The organism is Rugamonas brunnea, assembly GCF_014042345.1.
GTDB classification, from domain to species: Bacteria; Pseudomonadota; Gammaproteobacteria; order Burkholderiales; family Burkholderiaceae_D; genus Rugamonas; species Rugamonas brunnea.
The window spans coordinates 163,450-181,829 of sequence record NZ_JACEZT010000008.1; the positions used below are offsets into that span (position 1 = coordinate 163,450).

16 protein-coding genes and 1 tRNA gene are annotated in these 18,380 nt (G+C 63.8%); 10 read left to right on the forward strand and 7 right to left on the reverse strand.

The annotated features are described in order from the left end of the window. Positions 1-48: 48 nt before the first annotated feature. The 3 genes from H3H37_RS13895 (at position 49) to H3H37_RS13905 (ending at position 3,455) form a co-directional block, all read left to right on the forward strand. A complete protein-coding gene (locus H3H37_RS13895) occupies positions 49-1,749 on the forward strand; it encodes a DUF8614 domain-containing protein (RefSeq protein WP_182163422.1) in 1,701 nt (566 codons plus the stop codon). Positions 1,750-1,892: 143 nt separating this feature from the next. Then, a complete protein-coding gene (locus H3H37_RS13900) occupies positions 1,893-2,576 on the forward strand; it encodes a hypothetical protein (RefSeq protein ID WP_182163424.1) in 684 nt (227 codons plus the stop codon). 129 nt (positions 2,577-2,705) lie between these two features. After that, positions 2,706-3,455, forward strand: coding sequence for a BON domain-containing protein (locus tag H3H37_RS13905; RefSeq protein WP_182163426.1), 750 nt, complete (start codon positions 2,706-2,708; stop codon positions 3,453-3,455). Positions 3,456-3,558: 103 nt separating this feature from the next. Here the strand turns inward: H3H37_RS13905 and H3H37_RS13910 are convergent, their stop codons facing one another. The 3 genes from H3H37_RS13910 to H3H37_RS13920 form a co-directional block, all read right to left on the reverse strand. Beyond that, positions 3,559-3,951 (reverse strand): MAPEG family protein, encoded by a 393-nt coding sequence (locus H3H37_RS13910; RefSeq protein WP_182163428.1) that lies wholly within the window; start codon positions 3,949-3,951, stop codon positions 3,559-3,561. A gap of 50 nt (positions 3,952-4,001) precedes the next feature. Further along, the gene (locus H3H37_RS13915; protein ID WP_182163430.1) at positions 4,002-6,146 is read right to left on the reverse strand and encodes an alpha/beta hydrolase family protein; all 2,145 of its coding nucleotides are present in this window, start codon (positions 6,144-6,146) and stop codon (positions 4,002-4,004) included. A gap of 102 nt (positions 6,147-6,248) precedes the next feature. Further along, positions 6,249-7,031 carry a substrate-binding periplasmic protein gene (locus H3H37_RS13920; protein WP_182163432.1) on the reverse strand — a complete coding sequence of 261 codons (783 nt, stop codon included), beginning with the start codon at positions 7,029-7,031 and terminating at the stop codon, positions 6,249-6,251. Between the two features lie 292 nt (positions 7,032-7,323). On the opposite strand from H3H37_RS13920, the gene H3H37_RS13925 reads away from it, so the two are divergent. Further along, the gene (locus H3H37_RS13925) at positions 7,324-8,421 is read left to right on the forward strand and encodes a trypsin-like serine protease (RefSeq protein ID WP_229218831.1); all 1,098 of its coding nucleotides are present in this window, start codon (positions 7,324-7,326) and stop codon (positions 8,419-8,421) included. A 144-nt stretch (positions 8,422-8,565) separates the two neighbouring features. Here the strand turns inward: H3H37_RS13925 and H3H37_RS13930 are convergent. The 4 genes from H3H37_RS13930 to H3H37_RS13945 form a co-directional block, all read right to left on the reverse strand. Then, positions 8,566-8,641, reverse strand: a tRNA-Lys gene (locus H3H37_RS13930). A gap of 93 nt (positions 8,642-8,734) precedes the next feature. Continuing rightward, positions 8,735-10,558: a type IV pilus assembly ATPase TfpB gene (gene tfpB, locus H3H37_RS13935; protein ID WP_182163619.1), complete on the reverse strand. Its 1,824-nt coding sequence runs from the start codon at positions 10,556-10,558 to the stop codon at positions 8,735-8,737. A gap of 48 nt (positions 10,559-10,606) precedes the next feature. Beyond that, positions 10,607-11,386: a spermine/spermidine synthase domain-containing protein gene (locus tag H3H37_RS13940; RefSeq protein WP_182163436.1), complete on the reverse strand. Its 780-nt coding sequence runs from the start codon at positions 11,384-11,386 to the stop codon at positions 10,607-10,609. Positions 11,387-11,537: 151 nt separating this feature from the next. Continuing rightward, positions 11,538-12,050 (reverse strand): glycine zipper 2TM domain-containing protein, encoded by a 513-nt coding sequence (locus H3H37_RS13945; RefSeq protein ID WP_182163438.1) that lies wholly within the window; start codon positions 12,048-12,050, stop codon positions 11,538-11,540. Positions 12,051-12,493: 443 nt separating this feature from the next. Between H3H37_RS13945 and H3H37_RS13950 the strand changes: the two genes are divergently transcribed. The 6 genes from H3H37_RS13950 (at position 12,494) to H3H37_RS13975 (ending at position 18,347) form a co-directional block, all read left to right on the forward strand. After that, positions 12,494-12,892 carry a barstar family protein gene (locus H3H37_RS13950; RefSeq protein ID WP_182163440.1) on the forward strand — a complete coding sequence of 133 codons (399 nt, stop codon included), beginning with the start codon at positions 12,494-12,496 and terminating at the stop codon, positions 12,890-12,892. A 125-nt stretch (positions 12,893-13,017) separates the two neighbouring features. Further along, positions 13,018-13,638 (forward strand): phosphoribosylglycinamide formyltransferase, encoded by a 621-nt coding sequence (purN, locus tag H3H37_RS13955; protein ID WP_182163621.1) that lies wholly within the window; start codon positions 13,018-13,020, stop codon positions 13,636-13,638. Positions 13,639-13,680: 42 nt separating this feature from the next. Then, positions 13,681-14,997, forward strand: coding sequence for an RsmB/NOP family class I SAM-dependent RNA methyltransferase (locus H3H37_RS13960; protein ID WP_182163442.1), 1,317 nt, complete (start codon positions 13,681-13,683; stop codon positions 14,995-14,997). Positions 14,998-15,104: 107 nt separating this feature from the next. Continuing rightward, positions 15,105-16,421: a mechanosensitive ion channel family protein gene (locus tag H3H37_RS13965; RefSeq protein ID WP_182163444.1), complete on the forward strand. Its 1,317-nt coding sequence runs from the start codon at positions 15,105-15,107 to the stop codon at positions 16,419-16,421. Positions 16,422-16,546: 125 nt separating this feature from the next. After that, positions 16,547-17,749 carry a DesA family fatty acid desaturase gene (locus H3H37_RS13970; RefSeq protein WP_182163446.1) on the forward strand — a complete coding sequence of 401 codons (1,203 nt, stop codon included), beginning with the start codon at positions 16,547-16,549 and terminating at the stop codon, positions 17,747-17,749. Between the two features lie 67 nt (positions 17,750-17,816). After that, entirely contained in the window at positions 17,817-18,347 is a 531-nt protein-coding gene (locus tag H3H37_RS13975; RefSeq protein ID WP_229218832.1) for a hypothetical protein, read from the forward strand. The last annotated feature ends 33 nt before the right edge of the window (positions 18,348-18,380 follow it).

An 18,380-nucleotide genomic window follows, 5' to 3' on the forward strand; every position in this document is an offset into this window, starting at 1 on the left:
GGCAGACGCATTACAATACCCGGCCTACCATCCCTTCAACAAGGTCACATGAAAACCATCCTGCTTCCTGTGGTACTGGCAGTTGCCGCATCGGCTGTATCCGCCGCGCCGGCCAACGTCGCCGAACTCAATAAAATGACGGCCCGCTTCGCGCCGGTCGAACTGAAGGCCGATACGTCGGCGCTGTCGGCCGGCGACCGCAAGGCCATCGCCAAGCTGGTCGAAGCGGCTAAGATCGTCGACGTGCTGCAACTGCGCCAGCGCTGGGCGTCCAACGAGGCGCTGTGGGCCTCGCTGCAAAAGGACAGCAGCCCGCTGGGCAAGGCGCGCCTGAACTACTTCTGGCTCAACAAGGGCCCGTGGTCCATCATCGACGGCAACGCCGCATTCCTGCCGGCGCAAGTGGCGGGCATCACCATTCCGGCCACCAAGCCGGCGGCGGCCAATTTCTACCCGGCCGGCGCCAGCAAGCAGGCGCTGGATACGTGGATCAACGGCCTGCCTGCCGCTGACAAGGAGCAGGCCCAGTGGTTCTACACCGTGATCCGCCAGGGCGCCGACGGCCAGTTCAAGACCGTCAAGTACGCCGATGAATACAAGCCGGAGCTGACCCGCCTGGCCACGCTGCTGAACGAAGCGGCCGACGCCACCGATAACGCGTCGCTGAAAAAATTCCTCGGCCTGCGCGCGCAGGCGCTGCTGTCGAACGACTACCTGGCTTCCGATTTCGCGTGGATGGATCTCGATTCGCCGGTGGACGTGACTATCGGCCCCTACGAGACCTACAACGACGAATTGTTCGGCTACAAGGCCGCGTTCGAAGCGTATGTGAACATCCGCGACCAGAAGGAAACCGAGAAGCTCAACTTCTTCGCCAAGCACATGCAGGAGCTGGAAGATAACCTGCCGCTGGACGCGCAGTACCGCAACCCCAAGGTCGGTGCGCTGGCGCCGATGGTGGTGGTGAATGAGGTGTATGGCGCGGGCGACGGCAACATGGGTGTGCAGACGGCCGCCTACAACCTGCCCAACGACGAGCGCATTATCAGCCAGCGCGGCTCCAAGCGCGTGATGCTGAAGAACGTGCAGGAGGCGAAGTTCAAGTCCACGCTGACGCCGATCTCCAAGCTGGTGCTCAAGCCGGCCGACCAGAAGGACGTGGATTTCGATTCCTTCTTCACCCACATCCTGGCGCACGAGATCACGCATGGCCTGGGTCCGCACATTACGCGCGTCAACGGCGTCGCGTCCACGCCGCGCCAGGACTTGAAGGCGGCCTATTCCACCATCGAGGAAGCGAAGGCCGACATCACCGGCCTGTACGCGCTGGCCTACATGATGGACAAGGGCCAGTTGAACGGCGTGCTGGGGCAGGGCGAGGCGGCTGAACGCAAGCTGTACACGACCTTCCTGGCCTCGGGCTTCCGCACGCTGCACTTCGGCCTGACCGATTCGCACGCGCGCGGCATGGCGATCCAGATCAACTACCTGCTCGACCAGGGCGGCTTCGTGTCGCACGGCGACGGCACGTTCGCGGTGGATTTCAAGAAGATCAAACAGGCGGTGGCCGATCTTGACCGCGAGTTCCTCACCATCGAAGCCACGGGCGACTATGCGCGTGCCCAGGCCATGATGACCAAGTACGTCGTGATCCGTCCCGACGTGCAGAAGGCGCTCGACAAGATGAAGGCCGTGCCCAACGATATCCGCCCGTCGTTCCCGACGGCGCAAGCGTTGCTGGGCAAATAAGCCCGGCCCGCGCACCGGCCCCTCGCGGCCGGTGCGCATCCGCTGTCATAAAGTCATTCCACTTTTTCTACGTAGAAAAATACCTTCCGCAAGGTAAATTTTCGCGCGCCCGACATGCTAGAGTCCGACTCAGGAATCGCGCCATGTCCAAGACCCCCTTATCCCTGTTGCTGTTGTTGCCAGCCCTGGCGGGCGCGGCCCAGCTGACCGAGCTGGAAACGCGCTGGCTCACGGCCGGCCTGCCTGCGCTCAGCTACGCCAAGCAGGAGTTGGGCTTGCCGCTCGATATCACCGTGCAGCCGCAGGCCGGGCCGAACGATGTGCCGCTGGCGCTGGGCTTTGAGAACGGCCGCTGCAAGCTGGTGTTGTCGATGCGCGGCAACCCGGCCGCCGAGAGCGTGCTCGACGGTGTGCCCGACGGCCAGCGCGCCATCCTGATCGAAGCCATGACGGCCCATGAGATCGGCCATTGCTGGCGCTACGTGCATCACCAATGGCATGTGCTGCCGGCCGGTTTCGTCGAAGTGGGCCAGCAGCATGCGAGCTCGGCCGACCTGCTGGAACTGGCCCGCGTGCAGCGCGCCACGCAGCGCGAGGAAGGCTACGCCGACCTGGTGGCCTTGTCATGGACAGCTTCTCACCACCCGGCCCAATATGCGCAGGTGTACCGCTGGATGCGCCAGGTGCGCCAGCCTGGCGCCGGCGCTTCGCACGACACCACGGCCTGGCTGCGGCTGGCGGCCGACCGTGCAGCGTTTTCCTCCCCCTCCCCACTGTTCGAGCAGGTGTCCCTGCTGTGGAGCAAAGGTTTGGCCGGCAGCGATTGATCCACCACAAACGCCGCGCTGTTCCTTAGCCTATTTGTCCCGAATTCCCGGATTGTGTTCGTTCTCGCACAGAGTAGCGGCTGGCGCGAGGATTTAATCTGCATGTCAACCATTGATAAGGAACACACCATGAACAAGCTTATCTTCATCGTGCTGGCTGGCTTTGCCAGCGCCAGCTTTGCCGCCGATCCGGCCATGCCCGCTGCCGCCACGCCCCACATGGACAAAGTGGCCTACAAGCAGATGATGGACAAGGCGGCCGCCGACTATAAGACGGCCAGGGCGCAATGCGACGAGCAGTCGGGCAACGCCAAAGACATTTGCATCCAGCAAGCCAAGGCCACGCGCGCGCACACGGAGTCCGATGCCGTGGTGCAGTACAAGAACGAGAAGAAGTCGGTGCAGAAGGCCGAGATCGCCGTGGCCGACGCCGAATATGACCTGGCCAAGGCCAAGTGCGCCGACATGACCGGCACGGAAAAGCGCAATTGCCTGAACACGGCCAAGTCCGCGCAAACGGCGGCCATCGCCGATGCCAAGGCTGAGAAGCATGCGGCCGACGTGGCGCAGACGGGTGAGGATTGCAACACCATGACGGGTTCGGCCAAGGCTTCCTGCTTGACCCGCACCAAGTCCGACATGGCCGGAACAGCAGTGGCCGACTCCGTCATCACCACCAAGGTCAAGGCCGAACTGCTCAAGGAACCGAACCTGAAGTCGCTGGACGTGCACGTGGAAACCAACCAGGGTGTGGTCAGCCTGAGCGGCTTCGTGCCATCGCAAACGGAAGTGGACAAGGCGGTGGAAGTGGCGCGCAATGTGAAGGGCGTGACCCAGGTGCAGAGCGCACTGCGCATCGATAAGAACGAGCGCAAATAAGGGAAGGCAAGGACAAATAAGGGAAAGTGGGCTTCATCCGCCCCGTGTTGAACGCGCGGGCCGTCGTGGGCGGCCCGCGCGTTTGACGTCAGGCGTGGCCGGATCAGGCCATGGCCAGCAGGGCGATGTTGGTCGCCAGGCCGGCGCCCCAGATCAGGCTGCGCAGCGTGCCGATATCGGCCAGGTAGGCGGCCACGTAGGCGATGCGGATGCCGATGAAGCTCAACGCCAGCAGGTCGATGCGGCCTTGCTCGGCGTGCGCCTGCTGCGCCAGGATGACGGCGGCGATGAACAAGGGCAGCGCTTCGAAGCCGTTGTTCTGCGCCGCGTAGGCACGCGCCTGCCAGCCCGTCAACTTGGCTTCCCAGTCGCGCGGATGGTTGTTGTCGTAGCGGGCCTTGCGGTCCGGCAGGCGCACCGAGGCCGCCTTCGCCAGTCCCATCGTCACCACCGGCAGCATGCAGGCGCCCAGGATCGTCCAGTTTGCAATCGTCATCTTGTCTCCTTGTTCAATGATATAAATCGTTTATAGCGTTTTTCAGACGCTCATTTCAGGTATTTCGCCAGCCAGCCGTGTACTTCGTTGTAGAAGTAACGGCTGTTTTCGCCTTTGAGGATCCAGTGGTTCTCGTCTGGGAAGACCAGCAACTTGCTGGGCACATGCAGCCGTTGCTGGGTGGCGAAGTTCATCAGCGCATTGTTGGCCGGCACACGATAGTCGAGCTCGCCCACCGAAATGAGGATGGGGGTGAGGAAGCCCGTTCCCTTGTCGTGGTTGCCTGCTTGCATGACCGGGCTTTGCTCGCGCCACACGGGCAAGTCGCTCCACACGGGGCCGCCGCTGTTGGTTTCGCGGTTGTGGATGCTGTCGCTGGTGCCCCACTGCATCACGAGGTCCATCTCGCCCGCGTGCGAGACGATGGCCTTGTAGCGCGTGGTGGTGGCCTGCAGCCAGTTGGCCAGGTGGCCGCCGTAGCTGGCGCCGCCGGCGGCCAGCTTGTCGCCGTCGATGTAGGCGTATTTTTGGATGGCCACATCGACCGCCTGGTTCAGCTCGTCGGCCGGGCCTTTGAGCGGGTCGAACTGGATGGCGCGCGCGAATTCTTCGCCGTAGCCGGTCGAACCTTTGTAGTCCGTCAGCAGCACCACGTAGCCGGGCTGCGCGAGCAGATGGTAGTTCCAGCGCAGCACGAACTGGTCGCGCCACATATTGGCCGCGCCGCCGTGGATCACGGCGAACAGCGGATATTTCTTGTGCGGGTCGAAGCCGGGCGGCTTGATCAGCATGTTGTGGATCTGGCGCCCGTCGGCGGCCTGGAACCAGAAGTGCTCGGGTGGCTGCCAGTCAATGCTGGCCGCGCGCGCCGTGTTGAAGTCCGTCAGGCGCTTGGACCGGGCGCCGTTGAAGGCCACCACTTCCGGCGGGTTGACCGACGATTCCCACACGCCCACCAGCGCCTTGCCGCCGGCGCGCAACGCGCTGATGGCGCCGGTGGCGGCGGACGGCTCGTCGCGCACGGCGCCGCCGTCGTAGGCCATCGAATGCAGTTGTTCCAGCCCCGCGTGCTCGTAGCTGAAGTAGACGCGCCGGGCGCCCTCGGGCAGCGCGTAGCGCGAGATGGAGCGGTCCAGGCCGGCCGTGAGGATGGCGGGCTGGGCCTGGCCCACGGGCCAGGGCAGGCTGGCCAGGCGCGTCAGGTCGTACACCTTGCCCTTGGTTTCTGCTTCCGTCAGGCAGAACAGGGTCTTGCCGTCCGGCGCGAATTGCATGGCGTGGTAGCTGTGCGTATCCGCCGTGAGCGCTTGCGGCTCGCCGCCGGCCAGCGCTACCGCGTACAGCTGCGTGATGGTGGGCGTGCTGGCGGCGTCGAGTCGGTTGGTGGCGGCGGCGAACACCACGGCCTTGCCGTCCGGCGTCCACAGCGCGTCGAGCGACTGGCCATCGTCGCCCTGGGCGCCGCCGAAGCCGGGCAGGGCGGCCAGCTTGCTGCCGGCCAGCAGGTCGCGCGCTACGGCGCCCGGCTGCGCATCCATCACGAACAGGCGCACCTGCTTGTCATCGAGCCAGCGGTCGAAATAGCGGGGCGGGAACGATTCATAGGCGCGCGCGCTGGTCTTGCGCTCCTTGCGTTCCTTGGCCGATTGCTTGACGTCCGCTTCGCTGGCATTGCCGGGGAAGATGTCGCTGGTGAACAGCAGCTGCTTGCCGTCCGGGCTCCACTTGGGCAGGCGGGCGCCCAGCGTCAGCGTGGTCAGGCGCTGGGCTTCGCCGCCGGCCGCCACGTCCAGCCGGTAGAGCTGGCTCGCTTCGTCGCCGTCGCGCTTGGCCGTGAACACCAGCTGGCGGCTGTCGGGCGACCAGCTGACGCCGCCTTCACCGCCCTTGCTGAAGGTCAGGCGGCGGGCCGGCGTGTCGTCGGTCAGCGATTTGATCCACAAATCCGACCACTGTTCCTTGCTGTCGTAGGCCGGGTCGGTGACGGAGAATACGGCCCATTTGCCGTCCGGGCTGGGCACGGGCGCGCCCACGCGTTTCATCAGCCAGACGTCCTCGTGCGTGATGGCATGGGTGGCCGGGGTCGCGGAATTGGCCGGGGCGCCTTGGGCGACGGATGCGGCGCCGGCGGGCGCGGCAAAGGCGGCTGCCAGCAGCAGGGCCAGCAGGGACGGGCGGAAACGGGAAGGCAGCATCGGTGTCACGTGAAAGTCAGCAAACGTTGATAGTGGCTAAATCTTGCGTTGCTGTCAATCAAGTTTCAGCACGAGCGTGCTGATGCCGGCCGGTGTGCGGGCTTATGGCGTGACGGGGCCATCCCAGCGGTGCAGCAAGCGTTCCAGTTCGCCCGATTTTTCCAGCCGTGTCAGCGCGTGCTGCACGCGGGCGGCCGTGTCGTGGTCCACATGCTTGCCCAGCACCAGGTAGAGGCGGTTGCTGGACAATATCACCGGCAAGATCCTGACCTTGTAGGTCGCGCCGGACCGCTCGAGGAACGCTTGCAGGCCCGGGGTGCGGTGCAGGAACAGCCGGCCCCGTCCGGCGATCAGTTTTTGCAGGTTCATCGACGGGCTGGCTGAGCGCGCATCCACGTTCAGTCCACCCACCCCTTGCAGGATCTGCACGCTGGCAAAACCACGGTTGGCCAGCACCACCGCGTCCGGCCCCAAGTTGCGCACATCGTCCCAGTTGTTGATGACGATGGGATCGTCGGCGCGCGCCATCAGCATGTAGTTGATGGGGAACAGGGACGGCTCCAGGAAGACGAATTTGCCTTCACGGTCCGCCGTGCGTTGCACGCCGCAGGCCGCGTCCTGCTCGCCCCGCGCCAGCTCCGCGTACACGCGCACCAGCGGCATCCAGTGCTGGTCGCCGGTGAAGGTCAGGCCGGGTTCTGTTTTCTCGATGGCGCGCAGGATATCGACGCACAGGCCCACCACGGCGCCGCCTCGGGCGATGAACTTCGGTTCCGTGCCCTCCTGGGCCGCCACGCGCAGCGTCACCGTGCCGGCGGTGGCGTCCGGCCAGGCGCCGCACAGCAGCGGCAGCAGCAAACACAGCAAGCGCAAGCATGTCGTCATGGCGGCCGGGTCCGAGAGAGGGGCGGGCGGTAGGGGCGGCTGCCGCACCGTCTGCGGGCCAGTGTACTCCCAAAGCGGGCTGATGGGTTCCGCGTCGATACGTGACGCTTCGGTAATGAGTTAATTAAATATAAATTGCGAAAATATAAGTATTTTTCAAACAGCAATGTTATATTTGTGTCCACACATCGCACGCCGTCCGGGATGCACTCAGGTGGTGATGGCGTGCTGGTGGAACACGACAGGGATGCACTTTTCAACCAATAAATCGACTAACAGAGGTCATACAGTGATGCAGTCCAAAACCTTGCAACTGGCCGGTGCGCTGGCCGCGGCGTTGTTCGCCACGGGCGCGCAGGCCAATAATGCCGCTTTCCTCAAACCGCTGACGGGCAACACGTCGTCGCCGGCCGACTGGCGTTTCCTGCCGGGCCAGAGTTTCAACGGCGTCGTGGGCGCGCTCGACGGCGTGGCCCGCCTGAGCTTCAGCAATGCCGAAGGCAACTGGGCGTGTTCCGGTTCGCTGCTGGCCGGTGGCCAGTACGTGTTGACGGCGGCCCATTGCGCCGACGATTTCACGAAGATGAAAGTCGACTTCGGCTGGGCCGACGGCAAGGCGCGCGAGTCGCGCACGGTGGCCGTGGCCGATGCGTTCGTCCACCCGCAGTGGCATGGCGCCAACAATTCGCTGGATGCGGGCTCCGACGTCGCGCTGCTGAAACTGAGCAGCGCCGTCACCGATATCAAAGGCTATCACCTGAGCACGACCAATGACGTCGGCAAGGATTACCTGATGGCGGGCTACGGCACCACCACCGTGGCCAGTTCCGACCAGGACCCGGACTGGGGCGACCATGCCTACGGACACTATGGCTACAACACCTTCGACGTCGACAGCAACACCTTCAACAAGGTGGGCAACCAGTACACGGGCTGGGGCTATGATCCCAACTACTACAAGCCCGGCACCACCTACATGAGCGACTACGATGACGGTACGGCCAGCAAGAACACGCTGGGCCGCATCGCCGACGTGACGGGCCACCAGTGGAGCAGCGGCCTGGGCCACGGCGTCAACGAGGCGCTGATCGCCGGCGGTGATTCGGGCGGCGGCGACTTCGTGTGGAATGGCAAGGAATGGCTGCTGTCGGGCGTGCACTCGTGGGGCTGGCAGGGCAGCAGCGCCTGCTCGTTCTTCGACTTGCTCCATTGCGATTCGAGCGACCAGAACTCGTCGAGCTTCGGCGACCTGTCCGGTTCCACGGCCACCTATTCGCACATCGGCTGGATCAACCAGGTGACGGCCGTGCCGGAGCCGGAAACCTACGCCATGATGCTGGCCGGTTTGCTGGTGACGGGCGCTGTGGCGCGCCGCCGCCGGCAGGGATAAACGCGGGCGGCACACGCTGCCGCTCCACAATGAAAAGCCAACCGTTCGCGGTTGGCTTTTTTTGCCGGAAATGATGCGGAAAAACGGTGCGTAAAAACAAAAAAGCCCACGAACCGAAATTCGTGGGCTTCTCTGACACATTCGTGGTAGGCCGTGCGGGATTCGAACCTGCGACCAACGGATTAAAAGTCCGCTGCTCTACCAGCTGAGCTAACGACCCGAAAGAGGCCGTATTATATACAGCCGGCAGGAAACTGCAAAGGGTTTTCTTCAATCAAACAATTCGCTGGCCATCCCCTGCGCTTAGCCAAGCTCAGCTCAGCGACGATGTCACCTTCAGCACTTCCTCGGCGTTGGTCACGCCCTCCTGGATCTTCAGGGCGCCGGCGATGCGTAGCGGCTTCATGCCATCGGCCACGCTTTGGCGCCGCAGCGCCTGGATGTCCGTTTCCTCGCGCACCAGCTTGCCGAACGCCTCGGTCACCGTCAGCAGCTCGTAGATGCCGGTGCGGCCCCGGTAGCCGGTCTGCCGGCACTCGGGGCAGCCGACCGGGCGGTAGAGCGTGGCCGGCTTGGGCAAGTTCCAGGCGCCGCCGATGCTGTTCCACAACTCATCACTGAGCTCGCCATCGGGCGACTTGCAATCCGGGCACAGCGTGCGCACCAGGCGCTGGGCCATGATGCCGATCAGCGTCGCTTCCAGCAGGTAGTAGGGCACGCCCAGTTCCAGCAGGCGCATCACGGCCGACGGCGCGTCGTTGGTGTGCAGCGTGGACAGCACCAGGTGGCCCGTCAGCGCGGCCTGGATCGCCATCTCGGCCGTGGCCAGGTCGCGGATCTCGCCCACCATGATGATGTCCGGGTCCTGCCGCATCAGCGCCCGCACGCCGTCGGCGAACGACAGGTCGATGCCGGGCTGCACCTGCATCTGGTTGAACGAGGCCTCCACCATCTCGATCGGATCTTCCACCGTGCACACGTTCACCTCCGACGTGGCCAGCGCCTTGAGCGTGGTGTACAGCGTGGTGGTCTTGCCCGAGCCGGTGGGGCCGGTGACGAGGATGATGCCGTGCGGGCGGCTGGTGAGCGCGTCCCAGCGCGCCGCGTCGTCGGGCGGGAAGCCCAGTTCGGGCAGGGTCTTGACCACCACTTCGGGGTCGAAGATACGCATCACCAGCTTTTCGCCAAACGCCGTGGGCAGCGTCGACAGGCGCAGCTCGATTTCCTGGCCGCCGGCCGTGCGGGTCTTGATGCGGCCATCCTGCGGGCGGCGTTTTTCGATCACGTCCATGCGGCCCAGCAGCTTGATGCGGGCCGTCATGGCGATCAGCACCACGGCCGGCACCTGGTACACCTGGTGCAACACGCCGTCGATGCGGAAGCGTATCGTGCCCAGGTCGCGCTTGGGTTCCAGGTGGATGTCGGAGGCGCGCTGCTCGAACGCGTATTGCCACAGCCAGTCGACGATGTTGATCACGTGCTGGTCGTTGGCGTCGACCTGCTTGTTCAGCTTGCCCAGTTCGACCAGTTGCTCGAAGTTGTTACGCAGCGCCAGGTCCTGGCCGTTGGACTTATTGGCCTTCTTGATCGACTTGGCCAGGCTGAAGAACTGCGAGATGTATTGCGTGATGTCGAGCGGATTGGCGATCACGCGCCGCACCGTGCGGCGCGCCACCTTGGCGATCTCCGGTTCCCATTCGAGCGCGAACGGGTCGGCTGTGGCCACCACCAGGGTGTCGTGGGTCAGCTCCACGGGCAGGATGTTGAAGCGCGCCGCGTAGCTGGCCGACATCACGTCGGCCACCTTGGTGAAGTCGATCTTGAGCGGGTCGATGCGGATGAAGGGCAGCGACACGCGGCGCGCCAGCCATTCCGTCAGCAGGTCCAGCGTCAGCAGCTTGTGCGGCGGCGTGGCCGACAGCAGCTTGCAATGGGCCACGGCGCACAGCGGGTGCATGGCGCCGACCGTGTTCTTCAGGATGCCTTGGGCTTGCGCATAGTTGGCCTTGACGTGGGCCTTCTCGACCATGCCGTCGGCCAGCAGCCAGGTGAAGATCTGCTGCAGGTCCAGTACCCGCAGGCTGGGTGCGGGTGCTGGCGCGGCTGGATTGGCGGAACTTGCTGAAGTTGCGGACATCGTCACGGCCACTTTCATAAAGACGCGGCACGCCGCGCGGGATGCGGTTTACTTGGCGGCCGCCAGGCCCTTGACCCAGGACTTGGCCGGCAGCTTGGTGGCGGCCACGATCTCCGCGGCGCGCTCGGCCAGCGCCGCGAGGTCGATGGGACGGGCGCGCCTGAAGGCGATCGCGACCACGTTACCATCATGCACCTGCGGCAGGCAAACCACTTGCTCAAAGGCGAACTTCATCGCCTTCAGGTTGCGCGCGTAGCTGGGATGGTCGCCAAACAGGTTGACGGTCATGATGCCGTCGTCGTTGAGGCAGGCGCAGCAGGCCTGGTAGAACTCGGCCGTGTCGAGCACCGGGCCTTTGGCCGTGGCGTCGTACAAGTCCACCTGCAGCACGTCCAGCGTGCCGTGGCGCTGTTCATCGTGCACGAAGTCGAGCGCGTCCATTTCCAGCACGGCCAGCCGCGCATCGTTGGGCGGCAGCTTGAACATGGAGGCGCAGATCGCGATCACGGCGGGGTTCAGTTCCACCGCCGTCACCTGCGCGTCCGGAAACTGTTTGTAACAATATTTAGTGAGCGCACCCGTGCCCAGGCCCAGTTGGGCGATGGCGCGCGGCTGCGGCAGCCACAACATCCAGCTCATCATCTGCTGCGCGTATTCGAGTTCCGGCCAGTCCGGCTTGCGGATGCGCATGGCGCCCTGCACCCATTCCGTGCCGAAGTGCAGGTAGCGCACGCCATCCTGCTCCGACAGGGTGACGGGCGCGTATTTGACCTTGCGGGCCGGACGGGAGGATTCTTCTTTTTCGATGGATTTTCGTTTGATCAGCATGGGGCGGGTGTGGCGGGAAGTGAACAGCCATTATCCCGCGAGGACTTACCGCAAGGCAAGCGGTGCGCGCCGGGACGGGCGGGTGTGGCCACCGCCAAAATAACACTGCCGGCCACGACGGGCCGGCAGTGCGGGGCGGAGCGGGAGCGGATCAGCGCTGGGCCGGCTCCAGGTTCACGTGCAGGCGCACGCGCTCGCCCGGGTCGTACGACATCTGGCTGGTGTAGGTGTGGCCGCGGTAGTCGTAGGTCACTTCATAGCCGCTGGTGCGCGATTCCCAGTGGTCCACCGTGCGGCACTGCTTGACGGCCTGTTCCGCCACGCCGCCCTGGGGCTGGTTGGCGTTATCAATGCGGTCGCCCGTGACGGCGCCGGCGATGGCGCCGGCCGCCGTGGCCACCGAGCGGCCCGTGCCGCCGCCCACCTGGTTACCGGCCAGGCCGCCGATCAGGCCGCCGATGATGGCGCCGCCCACGCTGCGCTGGGGCGCCGGCTGCTGGACTTGCACGTATTCCGTGCGGCATTCCTGGCGCGGACGGTTGATTTGTTCCACTTGCGGCGTGACGCGCACGACACGGCCGAAATCTTCAAAATCGGCGGCCTGGGCGAATGGCAGGGCGCCAAGGCAAAGGGCCGATGCGATCAGTTTGGATTGCAGTTTCATTGTTATACCTCGGGTCTGTTTTGGATAAGGAATATCGGCGCTTTGCGTATTGTCCGATATTGCATGGATGTATGGTAATCCCAGTGTAACTGGCCCACTCGCGCTTATGGCAACAATTTGTAACAGCAACAACTGTTGCGATCCTGGAGTAAAAACGGGGCCCTTAGTAGGGGAATCTTGCTGAAAACATCTATAAAATGGCTTAAAAATGTTCTGCTTTTAACAAAACTTGCGTTAGGCATCACATTCGTGTTGATTCACGAGGAACAACACGTTACCCTAATATGTGTATGGGAATAGATTGACGGATAGAAACGTGGATCTCTCCTGGTAAGCGCATTGACCCGTTTACCGCGAGCTGTGTAACGGTATTTATGACCGGATATAACAATATGCACGAGAACATGAACGCACCCTACATACCAGGTCGACTTGAGGGAAAAATGAGTTTGTTAATGACCGTGCCGCCCAACCTCGTTCAGTCCATCCGCGCCTTCCGCGTGTTGGAACTGCAGGACGAGGCCGTCCGTCTCGGGCAGCATTTTTTGTACGCACACTGCCTGGCCGGCCAGACCAAGCAACAGGTTTGCGGCATTATTGCAGAATCGTTCCAGTTTCCTAAGGGCGTGGGCAAGAATTTCGACGGCCTGCGCGAAACGCTGACCGAGACCATGCACAAGGCCGGTCCGCAGACGGGCTTCCTGGTGGTGCTCGAACAATTGCCCAACACGCAAAAGTTCGACAAGGAAGCGCGTGAAACCTTGCTGGACGTGTTCCGCGATGCGGCCGACTACTGGGCCGAGAAGAAAGTGCCATTCCGGGTCTTCTACTCGTTCGAGTAAGCCCGCCATTCCCCGGTTTGCATGACCGGGTGAGCCTCCTTGAGCCGTGCTGCGCCGCAGCATCGGAACCCCCGTCGCCCGCCATTTTCTTGGTTCACCCCGCGCGAGCAGGTACAATGCCGGCTATGAAAAACATCGTCATCCTTATTTCTGGCCGCGGCAGCAACATGGAAGCCGTGGTGCGCGCGGCCCGCGACCAGCAATGGCCGGCCCGGATCGCCGCCGTCATCAGCAACCGCGCCGACGCGGCCGGCCTCGCGTTCGCGGCCAGCCACGGCATCGCCACGGCCGTGGTGCCCAATAAAGACTACGCCACCCGCGCCGAGTTCGACGCGGCCCTGCGCACCGTGATCGACGGCTACGCGCCCGACCTGGTGGTGCTGGCCGGCTTCATGCGCATCCTCACGCCCGAGTTCGTCGACCACTACGCGGGACGCATGCTCAACATCCATCCTTCGCTGCTGCCAGCCTTCCCCGGCTTGGCCACGCACGCGCAGGCGCTGGCGGCCGGCGTGCCCGAGCATGGCGCGACCGTGCATTTCGTGACCGCCGAACTCGATCACGGCCCCATGGTGGCGCAGGCCGCCGTGCCGGTGCTGCCCGACGACACGGTCGACACCTTGTCGGCCCGCGTGCTGAAACAGGAACACGAGCTGTACCCACGGGCGATACGCTGGTTCGTCGAAGACCGGCTCACGATCGAAGCAGGCAAGGTCGTGGTCGACGACAGCCCACGTAGCGCATAACACGTACTGAATAACCGTACAGAATTACAACCAAGGAATTCCATGAGATTGCCACCAGCGATACTCGCCAATGCTGAAGAAGTGTTGCGCGAGATTTTGCGCTTTACCGCGCCGGCCGACACCACCCTGTCGCGCTACTTCAAGGACCACCCGCGCCTGGGCGGCCGCGAGCGCGGCGCCATCGCCGAATGCGTGTACAACGTGCTGCGCAACAAGTCGTTCTTCACTGATTTCTCCGAAGCGGGCGGCGGCCCCACCATGCGCCGCCTGACGCTGCTGGGCATGGCCGACGCCGTCGGCATCGCTTCGATGGGCGGCCTGTCCGAGGACGAAGTGCAGTGGCTGGAGCGCGTGACCCAGATCGACCGCAAGCTGATGCACAAGTCCATGCGTTCCAACATGCCCAAGTGGCTGTTCGACAAGCTGGTCGAGCAGTGCGGCGAGGATGAAACCCTGCAACTGGCCGACGCCATGAACACGCCGGCCCCGCTGGACTTGCGCGTCAACTCGCTCAAGGCCAACCGCGACGACGTGATGGCCGAGCTGGCCCAGGCGCCGATCCGCAGCACGCCCACGCCATACGCGCCGCTGGGCCTGCGCATCCTGCAAAAGCCGGCCCTGCAAAACCTGCCGCTGTTCAAGAGCGGCGCCATCGAAGTGCAGGACGAGGGCAGCCAGATCCTGTCGCAGATCGTTGGCGCCAAGCGCGGCGAGATGGTGGTGGACTTCTGCGCCGGCGCCGGCGGCAAGACGCTGGCGCTGGGCGCCATCATGCGCAACACCGGCCGCCTGTACGCGTTCGACGTGTCGGAGAAGCGCCTCGCCAAGCTCAAGCCGCGCATGGCCCGCAGCGGCCTGTCGAACGTGCACCCGGTGCAGATCGCGCACGAGCGCGACGCCAAGATCAAGCGCCTGGCCGGCAAGATCGACCGCGTGCTGGTGGACGCGCCATGCTCGGGCCTGGGCACGCTGCGCCGCAATCCTGACGTCAAGTGGCGCCAGCAGCCGGGCGCCATCGCCGAATTGCAGGTCAAACAGGCGTCGATCCTGGACGGCGCCGCGCGCCTGGTCAAGGGCGGTGGCCGCCTCGTGTACGCCACCTGCAGTTTCCTCAATGAAGAGAACGACGTCATCGCCGAACAGTTCCTGGCCAACCACCCGGACTTCGAACTGGTGCCGATGAGCAAAGTGTTGGCCGAGCAGAAGATTCCGCTGGAAATGGGCGACTACCTGAAGCTGCTGCCGCACAAGCACCAGACGGACGGCTTCTTCGCCGCCGTGTTCGAGCGCAAGCCGATGGCCAAGGTCGCCAAGCCGGCCGCCGCGCCGGCGGATGAGGCGGCGGACGACGCCGAGTAATCCAGACAGGCCGGGTTCTTCCCGGCCTTTTTTCTGCCTGCCGCGTGTGGCGGAAAACTTGGCGTTTACGCTAATCTGTGTCCCATCCATTTCCATATCGATCCGCAATGAACCAATTACCGCTCGCCAACCTGATCGCCGGCCTGACTGACGACCTCACCGATCCCAGCCTGCTGTGGCAACTGAGCGCCATCGGCCTGTCCGTGGCGCTGGGCTGGGGGCTGGCCGCGCTGCTGCGGCGCCGCTTCGGGCGCAGCAGCCAGGCCGGGGTGATGCAATTCGGCGTCGAGAGCTTTGGCCGCGTGCTGGGTCCGCTGCTGACCATTTGCCTGCTGGGCGTGTCGCGCGCGGTGCTGTCGCGCGCGCACCATGTGAACCTGCTCAAGATGGGCATGGCCATCTTTGGCGCGCTGGTGGTGATCCGCTTCACCTTCTTCGTGCTGCGCCGCGTGTTCGCGCGCCGCGGGCAGGTGGGCGCGGCCATGCTGATGTTCGAGAAGGTGTTCCAGCTGCTGGTGTGGCTGGCGTTCGTGCTCTACATCACCGGCCTGTGGGTCGATATCTTCGATTTCCTCGACGACACCGTGCTGCCGCTCGGTAAGCACAAGGTGTCCATCCTGGCCATCCTGCAAGCGGCCGTGTCCGTGCTGTTGCTGCAAATGCTGGCGCTGTGGGCCGGCGCTGCGCTGGAGGAGCGCCTGATGCATGTGCCGGGCCTGCATACCAATCTGCGCGTGGTGCTGTCGCGCACGGGCCGCGCCATCCTGATCGTGGTGGCCATCCTGGTGAGCTTATCGCTGGTGGGCATTGACCTGACGGTGTTGTCCGTGTTCAGCGGCGCGCTGGGCGTGGGCCTGGGCCTGGGCTTGCAGAAGATCGCCAGCAACTACGTGTCCGGCTTCGTGATCCTGCTGGACCGCAGCCTGACCATCGGCGACATGATCACGGTCGACAAATACAGTGGCCGCGTGACCCAGATCAACACCCGCTACACGGTGCTGCAAGGACTGGACGGGGTGGAGTCGATCGTGCCGAATGAAATGCTGGTGTCGGGCGCGGTGCAGAATTCGTCCTTGTCCAACAGCATGCTGTGGCTGTCGACCAAGGTCTCGGTGGCCTACGATTCGGACCTCGAACGCGTGCTGCAGTTGCTGGAGCAGGCCGCCGCCACGGTGGCCCGGGTCTCGAAGGAGAAACTGCCATCGGCCCAGCTGCTCAGTTTTGGTGCCGACGGCCTCGACCTGCAACTGGGGTTCTGGATCCACGACCCCGAGAACGGCAAGGGCGGCGTGACCTCCGATGTCAATCGGGCAATCTGGAAGGCCTTGAAAGAGAACAATATCAGCGTGCCATTCCCGCAACGGGAAATGCGTATCCTCGGCGACAAGCCGCTGCCGGAATCCGTTGCCCTGCCTAAAAAATAGTCAGTTTTAGGGCAATGCTTCCGCAAAACACCAGCGTTTCATCGTACAATGGTGACTAAAATCAAGAATATCGGCTCTCCCGTGCGCGGGGGCGACCGGATCGCGATCCCCACTTTGGAGCAGGAATGAATTTGAGCTTACCCGCAGTACTGGATTTTTTGGCTAACGGCGTCACCCGACTCACCGCATGGCAAGTGTTTTTCTACACCCTGGCCGTCACCCACATCACCATCGCCAGCGTCACCATTTATTTGCACCGCCACCAGGCGCACCGCGCGCTGGAACTGCATGCCATCCCCAGCCACTTCTTCCGTTTCTGGCTGTGGCTGACGACGGGCCAGGTGACCAAGGAATGGGCCGCCATCCACCGCAAGCACCACGCCAAGTGCGACACCGAGGAAGATCCGCACAGCCCCGTCACCCGTGGCATCAAGAAGGTGTTCTGGGAAGGCGCCGAACTGTATCGCGCTGAATCGAAGAACATGGAAACCATGGAGAAGTATGGCCATGGCACGCCGACCGACTGGATCGAGCGCAACCTGTACACCAAGTACAGCTGGCAGGGCGTGGCCTCGCTGCTGGTGCTGAACTTCATGCTGTTCGGCGTGATCGGCATCACCGTGTGGGCCGTGCAGATGATGTGGATTCCCGTGATGGCCGCCGGCGTCATCAACGGTATCGGCCACTACTGGGGCTATCGCAACTACGAGTGCTCGGACGCGGCCACCAACATCTTCCCGTTCGGCATCCTGATCGGCGGCGAGGAACTGCACAACAACCACCACACGTTCGCCACCTCGGCCAAGCTGTCGTCCAAATGGTACGAGCTCGACATCGGCTGGCTGTACATCCGCTCGCTGGAAAAAATGGGCCTGGCCAAGGTCAAGAAACTGGCGCCGGCCCCGAAATTCGCTTCGGGCAAGTTGGAAGCGGACTTCGACACGCTGCAATCGGTGATCACCAACCGTTACGACGTGATGGCCAAGTATGCCAAGTCCGTCAAGCACGCCTGGAAGGAAGAACTGGCCCACCTGAAGGACAAGGCCCAGCTGGAATCGCGTTTCCTGAAATCGTCGCGCAAGCTGTTGCAGCGCGAGCCGGGCAAGCTGGCCGAGCAGCAGCAACAGCAGCTGAGCGAACTGTTCCAGCACAGCAAGGCGCTGGAGACCATGCACAATATGCGCGTGGAACTGGGCGCGATCTGGGAGCGTTCGCACTTCACGCGCGACCAGTTGCTGCACAAGCTGCAGGACTGGTGCGCGCGCGCGGAAGCGTCCGGCATCAAGTCGCTGCAGGACTTCTCGCTGCGCCTGCGCAGCTACGCATGACAGGCTTAGCTTGAAAACACCAACGGCTCCGGAAACGGAGCCGTTTTGCATTGGGGAGCAGGAATTGATGAATCGGCATGGCAATTGGCAAGTCACTAAGCGCTGGTGGGTGGCCTTGGCCCTGGGTGCGCTGTTGCCGGCCGCGCAGGCGCGCGACTGGACCTTGCGCGTCGATGGCGCCGGCCCGCTCAAGGTCGGCATGCGTTTCGACACGGTCAACAAGATCCTGGGCGAGCATATGGATCGCGTGCCCGCCTGGCAGCGCATGGTGCCAGACTGCTTCCAGGTCTCGCCTGCGGAACAGGGCGGCATCGTGCTGATGTTCGTGCACGATGTGCTGAAGCGGGTGGACGTGACGCAACCGGGGATCGAATCGGAGCGGGGGATCGCGCTGGACGATCCGGAGGGCAAGGTGGGGCGCCACTACGGCGAGGCGGTGCGGAAGGTGGCGCACCCGCACCGGGCGGAAGGGCATTACCTGACGGTCAGGGCGGGGGAGGGGCAGTATGCGATCCGTTTCGAGACGGAGCAGGGCCGGGTGGCCGCCATGTATGCCGGCGCGTGGCAGCAGGTGCTGCAGGAGGATGGTTGCCACTAATCATGAATGGCGGCGGAAAGCAAAAAAGCCGTT